Annotated in this window: 12 protein-coding genes, 1 tRNA gene and 1 pseudogene; 9 read left to right on the top strand and 5 right to left on the bottom strand. The window is 67.1% G+C overall.

Translation table 11 applies throughout. The features are described from left to right. Window positions 1-89: 89 nt before the first annotated feature. Together IEV96_RS09795 and IEV96_RS09790 are read left to right on the top strand one after the other, a co-directional pair. Window positions 90-1,148 (top strand): aspartate-semialdehyde dehydrogenase, encoded by a 1,059-nt coding sequence (locus tag IEV96_RS09795; RefSeq protein WP_188510430.1) that lies wholly within the window; start codon window positions 90-92, stop codon window positions 1,146-1,148. Window positions 1,149-1,273: 125 nt separating this feature from the next. Next, window positions 1,274-1,939 carry an SGNH/GDSL hydrolase family protein gene (locus IEV96_RS09790; protein ID WP_188510429.1) on the top strand — a complete coding sequence of 222 codons (666 nt, stop codon included), beginning with the start codon at window positions 1,274-1,276 and terminating at the stop codon, window positions 1,937-1,939. Here the strand turns inward: IEV96_RS09790 and IEV96_RS09785 are convergent. After that, the gene (locus tag IEV96_RS09785) at window positions 1,920-2,702 is read right to left on the bottom strand and encodes a sulfite exporter TauE/SafE family protein (RefSeq protein ID WP_188510428.1); all 783 of its coding nucleotides are present in this window, start codon (window positions 2,700-2,702) and stop codon (window positions 1,920-1,922) included. The genes IEV96_RS09790 and IEV96_RS09785 overlap by 20 nt on opposite strands. A 153-nt stretch (window positions 2,703-2,855) precedes the next feature. Here IEV96_RS09785 and IEV96_RS09780 point away from each other — a divergent pair, with 153 nt between their 5' ends. The 5 genes from IEV96_RS09780 (at window position 2,856) to IEV96_RS09760 (ending at window position 8,122) form a co-directional block, all read left to right on the top strand. Next, window positions 2,856-4,286, top strand: coding sequence for a malate:quinone oxidoreductase (locus IEV96_RS09780; protein ID WP_188511204.1), 1,431 nt, complete (start codon window positions 2,856-2,858; stop codon window positions 4,284-4,286). Between the two features lie 99 nt (window positions 4,287-4,385). Then, on the top strand, window positions 4,386-5,603 hold the full coding sequence (locus tag IEV96_RS09775) for a sensor histidine kinase (RefSeq protein ID WP_188510427.1): 1,218 nt from the start codon (window positions 4,386-4,388) through the stop codon (window positions 5,601-5,603). Continuing rightward, a complete protein-coding gene (locus IEV96_RS09770; RefSeq protein WP_188510426.1) occupies window positions 5,600-6,763 on the top strand; it encodes a hypothetical protein in 1,164 nt (387 codons plus the stop codon). The genes IEV96_RS09775 and IEV96_RS09770 overlap by 4 nt, the downstream gene beginning before the upstream one ends. Further along, the gene (locus IEV96_RS09765; RefSeq protein ID WP_188510425.1) at window positions 6,750-7,451 is read left to right on the top strand and encodes a response regulator transcription factor; all 702 of its coding nucleotides are present in this window, start codon (window positions 6,750-6,752) and stop codon (window positions 7,449-7,451) included. Before IEV96_RS09770 ends, IEV96_RS09765 begins: the two co-directional genes overlap by 14 nt. A gap of 2 nt (window positions 7,452-7,453) precedes the next feature. After that, window positions 7,454-8,122 carry a thymidine kinase gene (locus tag IEV96_RS09760; protein WP_188510424.1) on the top strand — a complete coding sequence of 223 codons (669 nt, stop codon included), beginning with the start codon at window positions 7,454-7,456 and terminating at the stop codon, window positions 8,120-8,122. A gap of 50 nt (window positions 8,123-8,172) precedes the next feature. On the opposite strand, the gene IEV96_RS09755 is transcribed toward IEV96_RS09760, so the two are convergent. From IEV96_RS09755 to IEV96_RS09745, 3 genes are all read right to left on the bottom strand, one after another. Beyond that, window positions 8,173-8,246: transfer RNA gene (locus IEV96_RS09755), tRNA-Pro, on the bottom strand. Between the two features lie 30 nt (window positions 8,247-8,276). Further along, window positions 8,277-9,245 (bottom strand): metallophosphoesterase, encoded by a 969-nt coding sequence (locus IEV96_RS09750; RefSeq protein ID WP_188511203.1) that lies wholly within the window; start codon window positions 9,243-9,245, stop codon window positions 8,277-8,279. Beyond that, complete coding sequence (locus IEV96_RS09745) at window positions 9,242-11,812, bottom strand: transglycosylase domain-containing protein (protein WP_188510423.1); 2,571 nt, start codon at window positions 11,810-11,812, stop codon at window positions 9,242-9,244. The genes IEV96_RS09750 and IEV96_RS09745 overlap by 4 nt, the downstream gene beginning before the upstream one ends. Window positions 11,813-11,865: 53 nt before the next feature. Here IEV96_RS09745 and sp36 point away from each other — a divergent pair. Together sp36 and IEV96_RS09735 are read left to right on the top strand one after the other, a co-directional pair. Then, a pseudogene (gene sp36, locus IEV96_RS09740) lies at window positions 11,866-12,006 on the top strand (Sp36 family protein); the annotation flags it as partial. Window positions 12,007-12,026: 20 nt separating this feature from the next. Further along, the gene (locus tag IEV96_RS09735) at window positions 12,027-12,488 is read left to right on the top strand and encodes a RidA family protein (RefSeq protein WP_188510421.1); all 462 of its coding nucleotides are present in this window, start codon (window positions 12,027-12,029) and stop codon (window positions 12,486-12,488) included. Between the two features lie 9 nt (window positions 12,489-12,497). Here IEV96_RS09735 and acs read toward each other — a convergent pair whose 3' ends face one another. After that, window positions 12,498-14,471, bottom strand: a complete 1,974-nt coding sequence (gene acs / locus IEV96_RS09730; RefSeq protein WP_188510420.1) for an acetate--CoA ligase — start codon at window positions 14,469-14,471, stop codon at window positions 12,498-12,500. Window positions 14,472-14,875 lie beyond the last annotated feature (404 nt).

Genomic DNA, 14,875 nt, shown 5'->3' with positions numbered 1-14,875 from the left:
CACGGCACGGCCGCGAACGGCGGCAACCCGTACAATTGGGCAACACTTCGAGCCCCGACTGTGGGCCCCCGAGCTACGAGCGGAACAGCATGAGCGACAACAACGGAGTACGAATCGGCGTCGTCGGCGCCACCGGACAGGTCGGTGCCGTCGTGCGCCGGCTCCTCGAAGAACGTGAGTTCCCGGTCGCCGAGATCCGCTACTTCGCCTCGGCGCGCAGCGCGGGCACGACTCTGCCGTTCCGCGGAGAAGACATCGTCGTCGAGGACGCCTCGACCGCCGATCCGACCGGGCTCGACATCGCCATCTTCTCCGCCGGCGCCACCACGTCGAAGGCGCAGGCCCCGCGGTTCGCCGCCGCGGGCGTGCTCGTGATCGACAACTCGTCCGGCTTCCGCATGGACCCCGACGTGCCGCTCGTCGTCAGCGAGGTCAACCCCGAGGCGATCGCCGACGCCCGCAAGGGCATCATCGCCAACCCGAACTGCACCACGATGGCGGCCATGCCCGTGCTCAAGGTGCTGCACGACGAGGCGGGGCTCGAGCGTCTCATCGTCTCCACCTACCAGGCGGTGTCCGGCGCCGGGCTGGTCGGCGGCGAAGAGCTCTACGCCCAGACGAAGGCGGCGATCGAACAGGATCCGCGCTCGCTCGTGCACGACGGGTCATCCATCGACTTCGGCGAAGCCACGACGTTCCCCAAGACCATCGCGTTCGACGTGATCCCGCAGGCCGGCAACTTCGTCGACGATGGCCTGTTCGAGACCGACGAAGAGAAGAAGCTGCGCAACGAGAGCCGCAAGATCCTCGGCCTGCCCGAGCTGCTCGTGAGCGGCATCTGCGTGCGCGTGCCCGTCTTCAGCGGCCACTCGCTCGCTATCAACGCCGAGTTCGGTTCGGCCCTGTCGGTCGAGCGCGCGAAAGAGTTGCTGGCGGATGCACCGGGAGTGGTCCTCACCGACGTGCCCACCCCGCTCGAGGCCGCCGGACAGGACCCGTCGTACGTCGGCCGCCTGCGCCAGGACGAGGGCGTGCCCGGCGGCCGTGGCCTCGCGATGTTCATCAGCAACGACAACCTGCGCAAGGGCGCGGCGCTCAACGCCGTGCAGATCGCAGAGCTGGTGGCGGCGAAGCTCGTCTCGGCGTAGCCCTGCGCGCGTCTGCGCCCATTCGAGTCACCGGCGTGCGCGCGCCGTCACGCAGATGACCCGAAACCGCGCAGATACAACGCGTCTCGACCAAACCCATCGCCCCAGGGTGTCGAATAGACGGCATGAGCACCCGCGTGAGACTGATCATCGCGGCAGCGCTCTGCCTCGTCCTAGCGATCGGAGTCGTCGTGGCCCTCACCTCCAAGCCCGCGGATGACACGGCCACCGGCACCGGCACGCGCGTCGCGTTCTACGGCGACTCGTACACCCTCGGCACCGGGGCGTCGAGCGCCGACAAGCGCTGGTCGACAATCGTCAGCCGCGAGCGCAACTGGAACGAGTTCAATCCGAGCGTCAACGGCCTGGGTTTCGTCACCAACCGCGTCGATGAGAACGACCTGCCCAGCCAGATCATCGACCGGAATCCCGAGATCGTGTTCGTCACGATGGGGCTGAACGACAACTTCTCGTACGACGCGCTGTCCGAGGTCATCCGCGAGCAGATCACGGAGGATCTCGACCGCCTGAAGGCCGCCCTTCCCGACGCCCGCTTCGTCGTCGTCGAACCGTTCTGGTACACCGACGAGCGCCCGGCCTCGGTCGACGTGATCGGCGGCTGGGTCGAGGACGCCGCCCGGTCGATCGGCGCCGACTACGTCCCCGGCGCATCGCACTGGATCGAGGGCCACCCCGAGTGGATGGCCGCCGACGGCCTGCACCCGAACGACGAGGGCTACGCGGCGATCGCCGAGCGGATGGACGCCGAGCTCACGAAGCTGGGCCTCTAGACCGCAGCGCGCTCACCGTGAGCTGAACCGCGGCGATCAGCAGCAGCACCGCGAACAGAATGCCCGACAGCCGCGGCGGCATCACGAGCGCCAAGGCGACGCCGGGCACCGACCCGACCGTCGCCGCGATTCCGACCGCCAGCCCCGCCCGCACGTCGACGACGCGGGCGCGTGCGTTCGACGCGGTGCCGACGACCGCCGTCGGCAGCATCACGAGCAGCGAGGTCCCCTTGGCGACGAGGTCGCTCGCGCCGAAGACGGCGACGAGGGCCGGAACCGCGATCACCCCGCCTCCGATGCCGAAGAGACCGGATGCCACGCCCATCACCAGTCCGAGCGCGATGTAGCCGAGCGCCACCCACACCGTGAGTTCGACGCTCTCGCCCCGCTCCGGCGCGACGAGCAGCATGCGTGCGGCGACCGCCACGATGAGCGCGATGAACAGCCAGCGCAACCAGGTAAGCGAGATGCGTCGGAGCAGCCGGGTGCCGACGAGCGTTCCCGCGACAGCTCCCACCGCGATGAGGCCGGCGGCGGCGAGGTCGATTTCGCCGTTCGCCAGGTAGGCGATCGAGCCGACGAGCGCGGCGGGGATGATCGCGACGAGCGAGGTGGCCGCCGCAGCGCGCTGGTCGAGACCGGCTATCGCGATCAGCATCGGCACCATGATGATCCCGCCGCCGATGCCGAACGCCCCCGACAGCACGCCGCCGACCAGCCCGATGAGCACGAGGGCGGTCCAGTACCGAAGTGGGTTGTTCACAACTGACAGTGAACCACGGCTAATCGAGGCATATTCGATGCACGCCCACAAGGCAGGCCGTTGCCCTGTGGGCGCGAGGGACGCGGGCCGTAAGCTGGGCTGGTGAGTTCACCAGATTCCCCCGTCGATGTCGCCCTCATTGGCGGCGGCATCATGAGTGCCACTCTCGGCACGATGCTCAAGCAACTTCAGCCCGACTGGTCGATCCAGGTTCTCGAGAAGCTCGGCGACGCCGCCGAGGAGAGCTCGAACCCCTGGAACAACGCCGGCACCGGCCACTCCGCTCTCTGCGAGCTGAACTACACGCCGCAGAAGCCCGACGGGTCGATCGAGATCTCCGGCGCGGTGAAGGTGAACGAGCAGTTCCAGGTGTCGCGCCAGTTCTGGTCGCACCTCGTGGAGAACGGCGACCTGCCCGAGCCGTCGAGTTTCATCAACCCGACGCCGCACATGAGCTTCGTCTGGGGCGAGGGCAACGTCGAATACCTGCGCAAGCGGTTCGACGCCCTCAAAGACCACCCGTTGTTCGAGGGACTCGAGTACAGCGAAGATGCGAGCGTCATCCGCGGCTGGGCCCCCGTGCTCATCCCGGGGCGCGCCAAGTCGCAGCCGATCGCCGCGACCCGCATCGCCGCGGGCACCGACGTCAACTTCGGCGCGCTCGCCGGCAGCCTCATGAAATACATGGAGGACAACGGCGCGCAGATCACCTACGACGCCCGCGTCACCAACATCAAACGCCAGAAGGACGGACTCTGGCGCATCAGCTGCCGACGCGAGATCGGCCTCGCGCCGTTCGACATCTACGCGCGGTTCGTCTTCGTCGGCGCGGGCGGCAACGCCCTCAACCTGTTGCAGAAGAGCGGTATCCCCGAGATCCGCGGCTACGGAGGATTCCCGGTCAGCGGCGAGTTCCTGCGCAGCGACAACCCCGAGCTCGTGGCCAGGCACCAGGCGAAGGTCTACGGCATGGCCGCCGTGGGCGCCCCGCCGATGTCGGTCCCGCACCTCGACACCCGCGTCATCGACGGCAGCACGAGCCTGATGTTCGGGCCGTACGCGGGTTTCAGCCCCAAGTTCCTCAAGTCCGGTTCGGTGTTCGACCTGTTCAAGTCGATCCGCCCGCACAACCTCGTTCCCATGATCGCCGCCGGAACCGGCAACCTCAGCCTCGTGAAGTACCTCGTCGGCCAGCTCGCCGCGAAGAAGAGCACCAAGTTCGCCGAGCTGCAGCAGTTCTTCCCGAAGGGCGAAGAGAAGGACTGGTACCGCATCACCGCGGGCCAGCGCGTACAGGTGATCAAAAAAGACGCGAAGAAGGGCGGCGTGCTGCAGTTCGGCACCGAGGTCGTGGCCGCCGCGGACGGCAGTATCGCCGGGCTGCTCGGAGCCTCGCCCGGAGCGTCGACCGCCGCGCCGATCATGCTCGGACTCATCGAGACCTGCTTCCCCGACCGCATCGAGGCGTGGAGGCCGAAACTCATCGCGATGGTCCCCAGTTTCGGAAAAAAGCTTTCGGATGACCCGGCTCTCGCCGACTCGATCATGACGAGAACGGCGCAGATACTGCGGATTCCGCGCTAGCCGCAACCCCGAACCTGCGAGACCGCCCGAACTGGGGTGCGACGTGTGTCGTTAAACGCATTAGCGTCGTGACAATCACCGAGCAGAGGGGAAGCTGAGATGTCTCTCGGGCTACCGGGTCATCTCGCACCCCATAGCGAGAGCCGCGCGTTCGCGCGCGCCGCTCACGTGATCTCGTTCGTGGTCCTCGTGGCCGCACTGCTCATCGTGATCGCCCTGCAGAGCAGGTGGCCCGAATCCACGCTCTGGCCGGCGGCGGTCTCGCTGCTGGTGTTCCTCGTCGTGCTCTGGCTGCTCGAGCGTTACCGCACCACGCTGTTCTCCGTGCTCTACCTGATCGTCGGAACGGTCAGCGTCTACTCGCTCGTCTATACGGGGACGCTCCAGTTCCCCGACGTGATCGCCACCGACAACTTCGTGTTCACGCTCGCGAAGATCGCTCTCACCGTCGTGGGGGGCGCGGGTATCGGTGTGCTCAAGGCCACCGCCTGGTGCGTCGCCGGCTACCTCCTGGGCGAGGGGGTCACGATCGTCGCCGCACTGCAGACCGGTGCCGCTATCGTCCCCGACATCACCGCGCTCGGCGTCGTCGGCGTCGTGTCGATCATGTTCACGGTCGTCGGGCTGAGCCGCCAACGCGTGTACCTGGCCCAGCCGAGCCTGCAGCGCGCCGCGCGTGACGAGCAGCTCTCCGACATCCGCCACCGCATCGAGGTGCGCGCCGCCGCCATGCTGCACGACACGATCCTCAACCACCTCGCCGCCGTCGCGGTGTCGCCCGACGGGGCGCTGCGCAGCAACCTGCGCGGCCGTATCGAGCGCGATCTCCAGGTTCTCGTCGGCGAGGAGTGGCTCGTGACGCCCGCGGAGGGCGACGGCGAGTGGGCGGACGACCGTTCCGGCTGGTTCGCGAGCCGCCTGTACCGGTCGATCGACGAGGCGCGCGACCTCGGCCTCGAGGTCGTACTGAGCGGTGACCCCAACGCCATCCAGCGCCTGGACGCCCAACGGCAGCTGGCCGTCGGGCTCGCCGTCAAGCAGTGCCTGGTCAACGTGATCAAGCACGCGGACACCGACCGCGCCGAGGTCGTGGTCTACGGCTCGGAGGCCGAGGTCTCCGTGATGATCATCGACGCCGGCAAGGGCTTCTCCGAACGCGAGACCAGCCTCGACCGGCTGGGCCTTCGCCAGTCGGTGCGCCGTCGCATCGAAACGGTGGACGGCACGGTGCAGGTCTGGTCGACACCCGGCACCGGTACATCCATTCTTCTTCGTCTTCCGGCGGTCGACAGGGTCGAACCGGAGGTCGCGCCGTGAGTGCGCAGGAGCGCGCGGTGCAGCAGCGTGATCCGCTCGCGGCGCTCGTCGGCCGACCCACCAGCTACCTCGCCGGCCTGCTGCTGCCCGTGTACGCGGGGATCATGACCTGGCTGAACCGCGACAGCATCGTCAGCGCGACCTTCGCCATAGCGGCCCTGCTGTTCGTCGCCGTCGCAAGCCTCGCCCTGGTGCTGAGGTCGAGCCCGCTGCGGGCACCGCTCACCGCGCGCACGCACGCGCTGGTCGTCGGCTCCGCGTTGGCCGCGATGATCGCGAGCGACCTCTCGATGTGGGGCTCCGACCCCTACCTGCGCGACAACTGGGGCGCGCCGGCTGTCGGGCTGTTCATCGTGGCGCTCGCCCCCTACCGGCCGGCGAGGGAACTCATGGTTTCCGGACTGGGGTCGGCGTTCATCGCGGCGTTCGTCGCCCTCGTGCGGCCCGACTCGTTCGTGGTCGACGCGCCAGTCGGGGTCTTCGTCGTCGTGGCGGCGACGCCGATTCTCGCCATGTCGCTCGGTGCCGCGGCGTTCGTCGACGTGCTCGTGCGCAGTCTCGACCGCTGGCGGGTGCGCGCCGACCGCGTCTCGACCGCCATGTCGGGTGCGCGCGGCGACTCCATCGCCCGGTCGGTGCAGCAGGACAGCGTGACGGTGCTCAACCAGGAGGTCGTCCCGTTCTTCACCGCGCTGCTCGAGGGCGCGGTCGTCGACGAGGAAACCCGTCAGCGCGCCAGAGCGATCTCGAACGAGGTGCGCGCGCTCATGGTGGCCGACGTCGATAGGACCTGGCTGGAGAGCGTGGTCGAGCAGGCCGGCCACCGCGGACACACGGCGTCAGCGGCCGCGGGCGCCGTCGTGACCGACGAACAGCGGCTGGCCGAGCACATGTCCACCGACGAGCGCACAGCGCTGCGAGCGTTCATCGTGGCGCTGCACGACGAGCAGTCTCTGGGCGATTCAGGGGCCGAGATCGCGATCACCCCCGCCGGTGCGCGGTGCGACGTGGTGCTGCGGGCGCGGCTGGATTCCGAGCTGAACGTGGTGAAGGGGCCGCTCGCGCCGTTCCTCGCCGTCGTGCGCGTGATGTTCGGCGACCTGCAGGTCGAGCACGAGCACCCCGAGCTGACACTAAGGTTTTCATATGAACAGCGTTGAGGGCAGGCAGGCCGGCGGCCCCTCGGGCGCGGGCAACGTGCCCGATCCGACGCGCGTGCGGCTGGCCATCCTCGACGACCACGAGGTACTGCTCGACAGCCTCAGCAGTTGGATCTACGCGAACGCCCCCGACTTCGACCTCGTGTTGAGCGCGAGCACCTGGCTCGAGCTCGTGCACAGCGACAACTTCCCCACCGACCTGGTCTTCCTCGACTTCCAGCTGAAGGAGCCGGTCTCGATCGAGGCCAGGGTGCGCACCTGCCGCGCCGCCGGGGCCAAGGTGATCGTGCTCACCAGCCTCGACAGCCGCGAGTCGCGCGACCGGGCGCTCGCCGCGGGTGCCGCGGGCTTCCTCTCCAAGACGCTGCCGATGCGCGAGGTGATGGACGCCGCCCGCGCCATCATGGGCGTGCGGCCCAACACCGTGGTGCAGCGCGACTGGCGTCCGCTCCCGGTCGGCGCCACGAGCCAGTCGCGACCGAAGCTCAGCGCGGGGGAGATCGAGGCGTTCCGCCTCTACGTCTCGGGCTACAGCACCGTCGAGGTGGCGAGCAAGATGAACGTGCAGTACGAGACGGCGAAGACCTACCTGCGCCGGGTTCGCGAGAAGTACGCCAAGGCAAACCGCCCGGCGAGCAAGAAGGCGGAGCTCATCCGACGCGCCGCAGAAGACGGATACCTGCTTTAACAATGTCGAAACTCTATTTTCGCTACGGTGCGATGAACAGCGGCAAGAGCACCGCTCTCCTCCAGGCCGCGTTCAACTACGAGGAGCGTGACCAGCAGGTTCTGTTGGCCAAGCCGCGCATCGACACCAAGGGCGACAACGCCATCGTCTCCCGGCTCGGGGTCACCCGCGCCGTCGACTTCACCGTCGGTCCCGACGAAGACATCTACGTCGCCTTCGCGGGCGAGCGAGCCCGAGTACGCAAGCAGACCGGAAAAGACGTCAGCTGCCTGCTGGTCGACGAGGCGCAGTTCTTCTCCGAGACTCAGGTCGACGACCTGCTGCGCATCGCGATCATCGAGGGCGTACCCGTGCTGGCCTACGGCATCCGCACCGACTTCCAGACGGTCGCGTTCCCGGGCAGCCGCCGCCTGCTCGAAATCGCTCACTCGATCGAGGAGCTCAAGACGATCTGCCGCTGCGGACGCAAGGCGGTATTCAACGCGCGCACGGTCGACGGGCAGTTCATTTTCGACGGCGAACAGGTCGCGATCGATCTGGTTCAGGATGTCTCGTACCAGTCGCTCTGCGGAAAGTGCTACCTCGAAGAGAGCGACGGTGTGCTCAACAACGGGCGCCGTGAGCGCGTCGACGTCGCCTACGAGGCCGAGCCGGACCCGGACTTCGCCTAGACGTTAAACACAGAACGCCCTCTCTTGCGAGAGGGCGTTCTGTGTTTGTGTCGGGGTAGCGGGATTCGAACCCACGACCTCTTCGTCCCGAACGAAGCGCGCTACCAAGCTGCGCCACACCCCGATCTTTCCCGTCGCTAGCGACGTGAACCTATCAAGAATAGCTGAAATCTGACGCGGTTAATGTCACTACGACCGCTTCGGGTCGACAGGCGAAGCGGAACGGGGCGTAGATCGACGTTCCGATGCCCGCGGATACGTTGAGATACGCGGCACGACGGGCGTTGTGCCAGACGCTGAGACCCTGGGCCTGATCGCGAGGAATATCGCAATTGGTCACGAGGGCGGGCAGTCCGGGCAGGCGCACCTGTCCACCGTGCGTGTGTCCGGCGAAGATCACGTTCGCGCCGTTGTTCACGAACGAGTTCAGCACGCGCTGGTACGGAGCGTGCGTGACGCCGATCGAGACCGACTCCTGCCCGCCCAGACCGGGGGGCCATTCGACGTTCTCGCGCATGTCTTCGATGACACCGGGGAGGGTGCCGAGCTTGTCCCAGCCGCGGTGCGCGTCGTTGACGCCGAAGAACTCGAGCCGGGAGCCCTTGATCGTCATCGCCCTGGCCGTGTTGTTCAGGCTCAGCCAACCGAGGTCGTTCTCGAAGTAGCGTTCCATGCGCGGGGTGTCGAGCACGACCGAGGTCTTCGGGTGCTTGCTCGGCCCGGTGAAGTACCGCATCGGGTTCTTGAAGCTCGGACCCACGTAGTCGTTCGACCCGTTGACGAACACACCGGGCGCGGAGGAGAACGGCGCGAGCGTGTATTCGAGCGCGTCGTAGGCGTCCTCGTGCCCCAGGTTGTCGCCCGTGTTGATCACGAGGTCGGGCTCGTAGTCGGCGAGGGAACGCACCCACTCCTGCTTCTCTTCCTGCCAGGGTGCCAGGTGCAGATCGGCGAGATGGAGCACCGTCAGCGGACGGGCCCCCGGCTCGAGGATGGGCAAGACCTCGTGGCGGACCAGATAGCGATTGCGTTCGACGAGGCTGCCCCACGCGACGGCGCCGACGCCGACGGCGGCCGCCGCGCCGAGCGCGGTGGCCGCCGTCTTGGCCGCGGGGTGCGTCAGCACCCGACGCCGAGCGAGATCGGGTCGGTTAGCCGGGTGACGGCCCCGGGCGTCGGATTGCTGGAGACGACCTTCTTCAGATACTGCGCGTCCGCCGGCGCGAGCTTCACGCAGGTCTGCGTGACGTTGGTGTACCCCGCGGAGGCGAGCGTCGCCACCGCGTCGACGGCGAGCGGCGCCGACGAGACGACGTCGGGCAGTCCCTTGAGTGCCCCGTTGCTCGTGAAGATCGACACGGACTGGCCGCGCGCCATGATCGTGCCGGCCGCCGGGTCGGTCGCCGCTACGGCGCCGGCCGGCAGGTCGGAGTCGATCTGGCCGGCGTCGACGTAGGTGAGCTTGTTGCTCGAGAGCAGAGCCTGCGCGTTCGCCGCCGTTCCGCCGACGAAGTCGGGGAGCGTGACGCTCGCGCCCTTCACGAGGCGGTCTACCGGGGTGTCGAACGTCGTGCCGGGGTAGAGCTTGTCGGCCGCCTGGTTGATCGGCTTCGATATCGTGTGACGGTTGTTGATGCCGCCGGGGTAGCGCGAGATCGGATAGTCACCCACGATGTTGCCGAACCACACGGCGGTGGTGAGGGCGCTGGTCGAGCTCATCAGCCAGGTCTGGTTCGACGAGTCGGTGGTCCCGGTCTTACCGAAGATCGGCGTGCCGTCCTGCGGGTTTCCGGCGTAGCCCTTCATCGCGTTCTGCAGGGCGAAGACGGTGGTGGCGGCGACCTCGGGGTCGATCGCCTGCTTGCAGTCCTGTGCCTGACCGGGAAGCTGGTTGCCATCGGCGTCGGTGACGCCGTCGACCGCGATCGGCTTGCAGTAGATGCCGTGGTTGGCGATGCCGGCGTAGGCGGCGGCCATGGTCAGCGGCGAGATCGTGTTCGTGCCGAGGATTCCCGAGGGGTTCGACTCGAGCTTGTCCTCGCGCTTGTCAGTGTCGGGGTTGTCGATCGTGATGGCCGGATGCACGCCCAGGGACTCGGCGATCTGCTTCGTCTTGCACTGGTCGAGCTCGAGACCCATAGAGGCGTAGGCGCCGTTGATGGATGCTGCGGTCGCCGCCATCACCGTTCGGTTGCCCTTCTCGCCGGCCGAGTTCTTGAAGGTCCAGGTTCCGCCGAAGGGTCCGTCGTTCGTGCCGTCTTCGCCCACCGTGCAGGTGTTGGTGAAGGCGGACTGCTGCAGCGTGCGCGCGTTGCCGTCGACGACCTCGTTCAGGCCGCGGCCGCTGTCGAGCCAGTTGAGCAGGGTGAAGACCTTGTAGGTCGAGCCCACCTGGAACCCGCTGGACCCGCCGTACTCACGGTCGGTGCTGTAGTTGATCGATGTCTTCGTCGGATCGGCCTTCGCCGCCTCGGAGTTGTCGTAGGTCTTGTTCTGGGCCATCGTGATGATCCGGCCGGTTCCCACCTGCACCGAGGTCGCGGCGGCGCCGAGCTGGAGACGTGTCTCGTTGGCCGGGGCCTTCGCCGCGAGCGTGTCCTGCACCGTCGACTGCAGGCGCAGGTCGAGGCTCGTGAAGATCTTGTAGCCGCCGGTGGTCCACGCTGCCTTACGAGCCTCCGGGGTGGAACCGAGCGCCTCGAGCTCGGGAATGAGCTTGGTCACGTAGTCGCAGAAGTAGGTGGCGTACGGATACGCGGCGATACAGCCGTTCGTGTACGGCGTGTGCACCACGGTCGTGTCGTCGATCGGGGAGGCGAGTGCCTCGTCGAGCTGGGCCTGATCGATCATTCCCTCCACGAGCATGTTGCGGAGGATCACGTCGCGTCGGTCTTTGTTGTTCTGGTAGTTCTCGGCGCTGTCGAGACCTCGGGCGCCCGGCTCCTGCACGATGGCGATGAGGCTGGCGGCCTGCGCGAGGGTGACGTCGGCGGCGGAGACGCCGTAGTAGCGTTGCGCGGCCGACTGGATGCCGTAGTTGTTACCGCCGAAGCCGGCGATATTCAGATAGGCGAGCAGGATCTCGTCTTTCGAGTACTTCTTCTCGAGGCCGATCGCGAGTTTCATCTCCTTGATCTTGCGATCGAAGGTTCCCGCCTGCGCCTCGGCGACGCCCTTGTCACGGTCTTCCTCCGTCGGGAGAAGAAGGGCCTCTTGGATGTAGATGTTCTTCACGAGCTGCATCGACAGGGTGGACGCACCGCTGGTGTCTCCGCCCGAGACGTTGCCCACCGCCGCGCGGATGACGCCCTGGAGGTCCACTCCGCCGTGCTCGTAAAAGCGACGGTCCTCACCGGCGACCGTGGCATCCTTCAGGAACTGCGAGACGCCGTCCCACTCCACTTCCTGACGGTTCTGGCTGTAGACCTGTGCGACCGGCGTGTAGATGCGGGTGCCGTCGGGGTTCACACCGTTCACCGCGAAGATCTCGTTGCGCTGCGGCTGCTTGCCGATCTCGATGAACTCGGGAAGGCTGTCGAAGATACCGATGCCGTTGGAAGCGGTGACGCCGGTGACAGCGAGAGCCGGGGTGACCATCACGGTCACGAGAACACCGGCTATCACGCTGAAGCCGAACATTCCTAAGACGCCGCTGAGCACGCCTTTAGGTCGGGAGTTTTGGGCAGACATAGAATGCATGCTACGCGACGTACCCGCGTACCTACCTGAGCGGAAGCACACAAATGACGACGTGGGAGTACCTCACAACGCCTCTGATGATCCACAATACCGCCGCGATCCTCAACAACTGGGGATCGGAGGGCTGGGAACTCGTACAGATCGTCACCGGTCCGGAAGGCGGCCTCGTGGCCTACCTCAAGCGCGAGAAGAAGGACGACAACTAATGAGCACGATCGACGAACGCCTCGCCGAACTCGGCATCACCCTCCCGAACGTCGTGCCGCCCGTGGCCGTGTACGTTCCCGCCGTCATCTCCGGCAACCTCGTCTACACCTCGGGCCAGCTGCCCATGGTCGAGGGCGTACTGCCCGCCACCGGCAAGCTCGGTGCCGACGTCTCCGACGAGCAGGGCAAGCAGCTCGCCCGCCAGTGCGCGCTCAACGGCCTCGCGGCCGTCGCCAGCGTCATCGGTTCCCTCGACCGCGTCACGCGGATCGTCAAGGTCGTCGGCTTCGTGTCGTCCGACCCGGGCTACACCGGTCAGCCCGGAGTCATCAACGGTGCATCCGAGGTTCTCGGTGAGATCTTCGGCGAAGCCGGCGTGCACGCGCGCAGCGCCGTCGGCGTGGCCGTACTGCCGCTGAACTCGCCCGTCGAGGTGGAGCTCGTCGTCGAATTCGCCTAGTGCGGCGCCTCAGCGCACCTTGTCGGTGATGATCTGCATGACGCTCGTGTCGGCGAGGGTCGTGGTGTCGCCGACGGCCCGGCCCTCCGCCACGTCTTGCAGCAGGCGGCGCATGATCTTGCCCGACCGGGTCTTCGGCAGCTCCGCGACGATGAATACGCGCTTCGGCCGGGCGATAGCACCGATGCGGTCGGACACGTGCGAACGTAGCAGGGCGCTCGCCTCGTCCGCCGTCTGCGCGTCGGCCTGATTGCTCTTCAGGATCACGAACGCGACGACTGCCTGACCGGTGTCGTCGTCTGCGGCGCCGACCACGGCCGCCTCCGCCACGATCTTGTGGGAGACGAGCGCCGATTCGATCTCGGTGGTCGACAGCCGGTGCCCCGACACGTTCATCACGTCGTCCACCCGGCCGAGCAGCGTGATGTCGCCGTCGGCGTCGACGTGGGCACCGTCGCCGGCAAAGTACTTCCAGACGCCGTCCTTCGAGAACTTCGACCAGTAGGTCTCGATGAAGCGTTCGGGGTCTCCCCAGATGCCGCGCAACATCGACGGCCACGGTTCGGAAACCACGAGCAGCCCGCCGCGCGGGGGATCGACGCGGGTACCGTCGTCGCCGAGCACGTCGATGACGATGCCCGGAATCGGGGTCTGCGCCGATCCCGGCTTGGCCGCGGTGATGCCGGGCAGCGCGGAGATCATGATCGCGCCCGTCTCCGTCTGCCACCACGTGTCGACGATCGGCGTCTCGCCGTGCCCGATGACGTCCCGGTACCAGATCCACGCCTCGGGGTTGATCGGCTCGCCGACCGAGCCGAGAACGCGCAGGCTCGACAGGTCGAAATCGTTCGGCACCTGCCGCCCGATCTTCATAAACGACCGGATGGCGGTCGGCGCGGTGTAGAAAATACTCACGCCGTATTTCTGGATGATCTCCCACCAGCGGCCCGCGTGAGGGGTGTCGGGGGTGCCCTCGTAGAGCACCTGGGTCGCGCCGTTCGCGAGCGGGCCGTAGACGACGTAGGAGTGTCCGGTGACCCAGCCGACGTCGGCGGTGCACCAGTAGACATCGGTCTCGGGATGCAGGTCGAACACGTTCCGGTGGGTGAAGGCCGCCTGGGTGAGGTAGCCGCCGCTCGTGTGCAGGATGCCCTTCGGCTTTCCGGTCGTGCCGCTCGTGTAGAGGATGAACAGCGGGTTCTCGGCCTCGAAGCCCTCGGCCTCGTGTTCCGGCTCCGCGGCCGCGACGGCCTCGTGCCACCAGTGGTCGCGTCCTTCGGTCCACTCGACCGTGTTCTCGCCGCGCTTGACCACGAGCACGTCGGTCACCGTGGTCGGTTCCGCGCCGTCTGCGGGCGCGAGGGCGGCGTCGACTGCAGACTTGAGGGGGAAGACCTTGCCTTTTCTCCACCCACCGTCGGCGGTGATCACGAGGCGAGCGCTGGCATCCGCGACTCTCGACCGGATGCTGTCCGAACTGAATCCGCCGAAGATCACGGAGTGCACGGCGCCGATGCGCGCCACCGCGAGCATGGCGATCACGGCCTCGGGGATGAGCGGGAGGTAGATGGCGACCCGGTCGCCCTGGCCGATGCCCAAGCCGAGCAGCACGTTCGCGGCGCGCTTCACCTCGGCGGTCAGTTCTGCGTACGTGTATGAGCGGCTGTCACCCGGTTCTCCCTCCCAGTGCAGTGCGACGCGGTCGCCGTTGCCGGCGAGCACGTGCCGGTCGAGACAGTTGTACGCCACGTTGATGCGGCCGTCGGCGAACCACTTGGCGAATGGGGGATTCGACCAGTCCAGCGTCTCTGTGAAGGGGGAGTGCCAGTGCAGCTCGCGGGCCCGGTCGGCCCAGAACGCGAGCCGGTCTTCCTTCGCCCTCTCGTAGATGTCGGGCGCGGCCACCGACTGCGCCGCGAACTCGTCGCTCGGGGCGAATCGCCGGGTTTCGGAGAGGAGACTGTCGATCGAATTTTGGGACATCTTTATCCTGTCATTCATGCGGTAGCACGGGGCTCCGCCATCGGTGCGAGTGCTGCAAAACCGATCCTAGACTCCTCGCTGAGAGTGGACTGTCAACCCCGACGACTGGCCCTTGCGTGGGGGGTCCGCAGGGGTACACTAAATCTCACCGGACGGACGCCTCTGCGAATGTCCGGTTATGGCGACGCAATCGATTTCCCCCAATCGGCGTCGCTGTGGCGGCGCCTGTTCCCCCCAATAGGCGCCGCCCCTCTCTGTTTAATGACCCTGTGAGCGGGATGGTTCGTCGTTCGTAGGGGGAGGGCTTGTCTTGACGACCCCGTGAGCGGGATGGTTCGTCGTTCGTAGGGGGAGGGCTCGCCGCGAGAGTTCGTGGGCGGTTCAGGCCTCCTTCACCGCCGCCG

The organism is Conyzicola nivalis (genome assembly GCF_014639655.1).
GTDB lineage: Bacteria > Actinomycetota > Actinomycetes > Actinomycetales > Microbacteriaceae > Conyzicola > Conyzicola nivalis.
The sequence above is the reverse complement of the archived record's forward strand: the minus strand, read 5'-3'. Positions and strand labels throughout refer to the sequence as shown.

Coding starts and splice junctions, on each gene's coding strand:
- IEV96_RS09795 (WP_188510430.1), top strand. CDS start 90: ATGAGCGACAACAACGGAGTACGAATCGGCGTCGTCGGCGCCACCGGA.
- IEV96_RS09790 (WP_188510429.1), top strand. CDS start 1,274: ATGAGCACCCGCGTGAGACTGATCATCGCGGCAGCGCTCTGCCTCGTC.
- IEV96_RS09780 (WP_188511204.1), top strand. CDS start 2,856: ATGAGTGCCACTCTCGGCACGATGCTCAAGCAACTTCAGCCCGACTGG.
- IEV96_RS09775 (WP_188510427.1), top strand. CDS start 4,386: ATGTCTCTCGGGCTACCGGGTCATCTCGCACCCCATAGCGAGAGCCGC.
- IEV96_RS09765 (WP_188510425.1), top strand. CDS start 6,750: ATGAACAGCGTTGAGGGCAGGCAGGCCGGCGGCCCCTCGGGCGCGGGC.
- IEV96_RS09760 (WP_188510424.1), top strand. CDS start 7,454: ATGTCGAAACTCTATTTTCGCTACGGTGCGATGAACAGCGGCAAGAGC.
- IEV96_RS09745 (WP_188510423.1), bottom strand. CDS start 11,812: ATGTCTGCCCAAAACTCCCGACCTAAAGGCGTGCTCAGCGGCGTCTTA.
- IEV96_RS09735 (WP_188510421.1), top strand. CDS start 12,027: ATGAGCACGATCGACGAACGCCTCGCCGAACTCGGCATCACCCTCCCG.
- acs (WP_188510420.1), bottom strand. CDS start 14,471: ATGTCCCAAAATTCGATCGACAGTCTCCTCTCCGAAACCCGGCGATTC.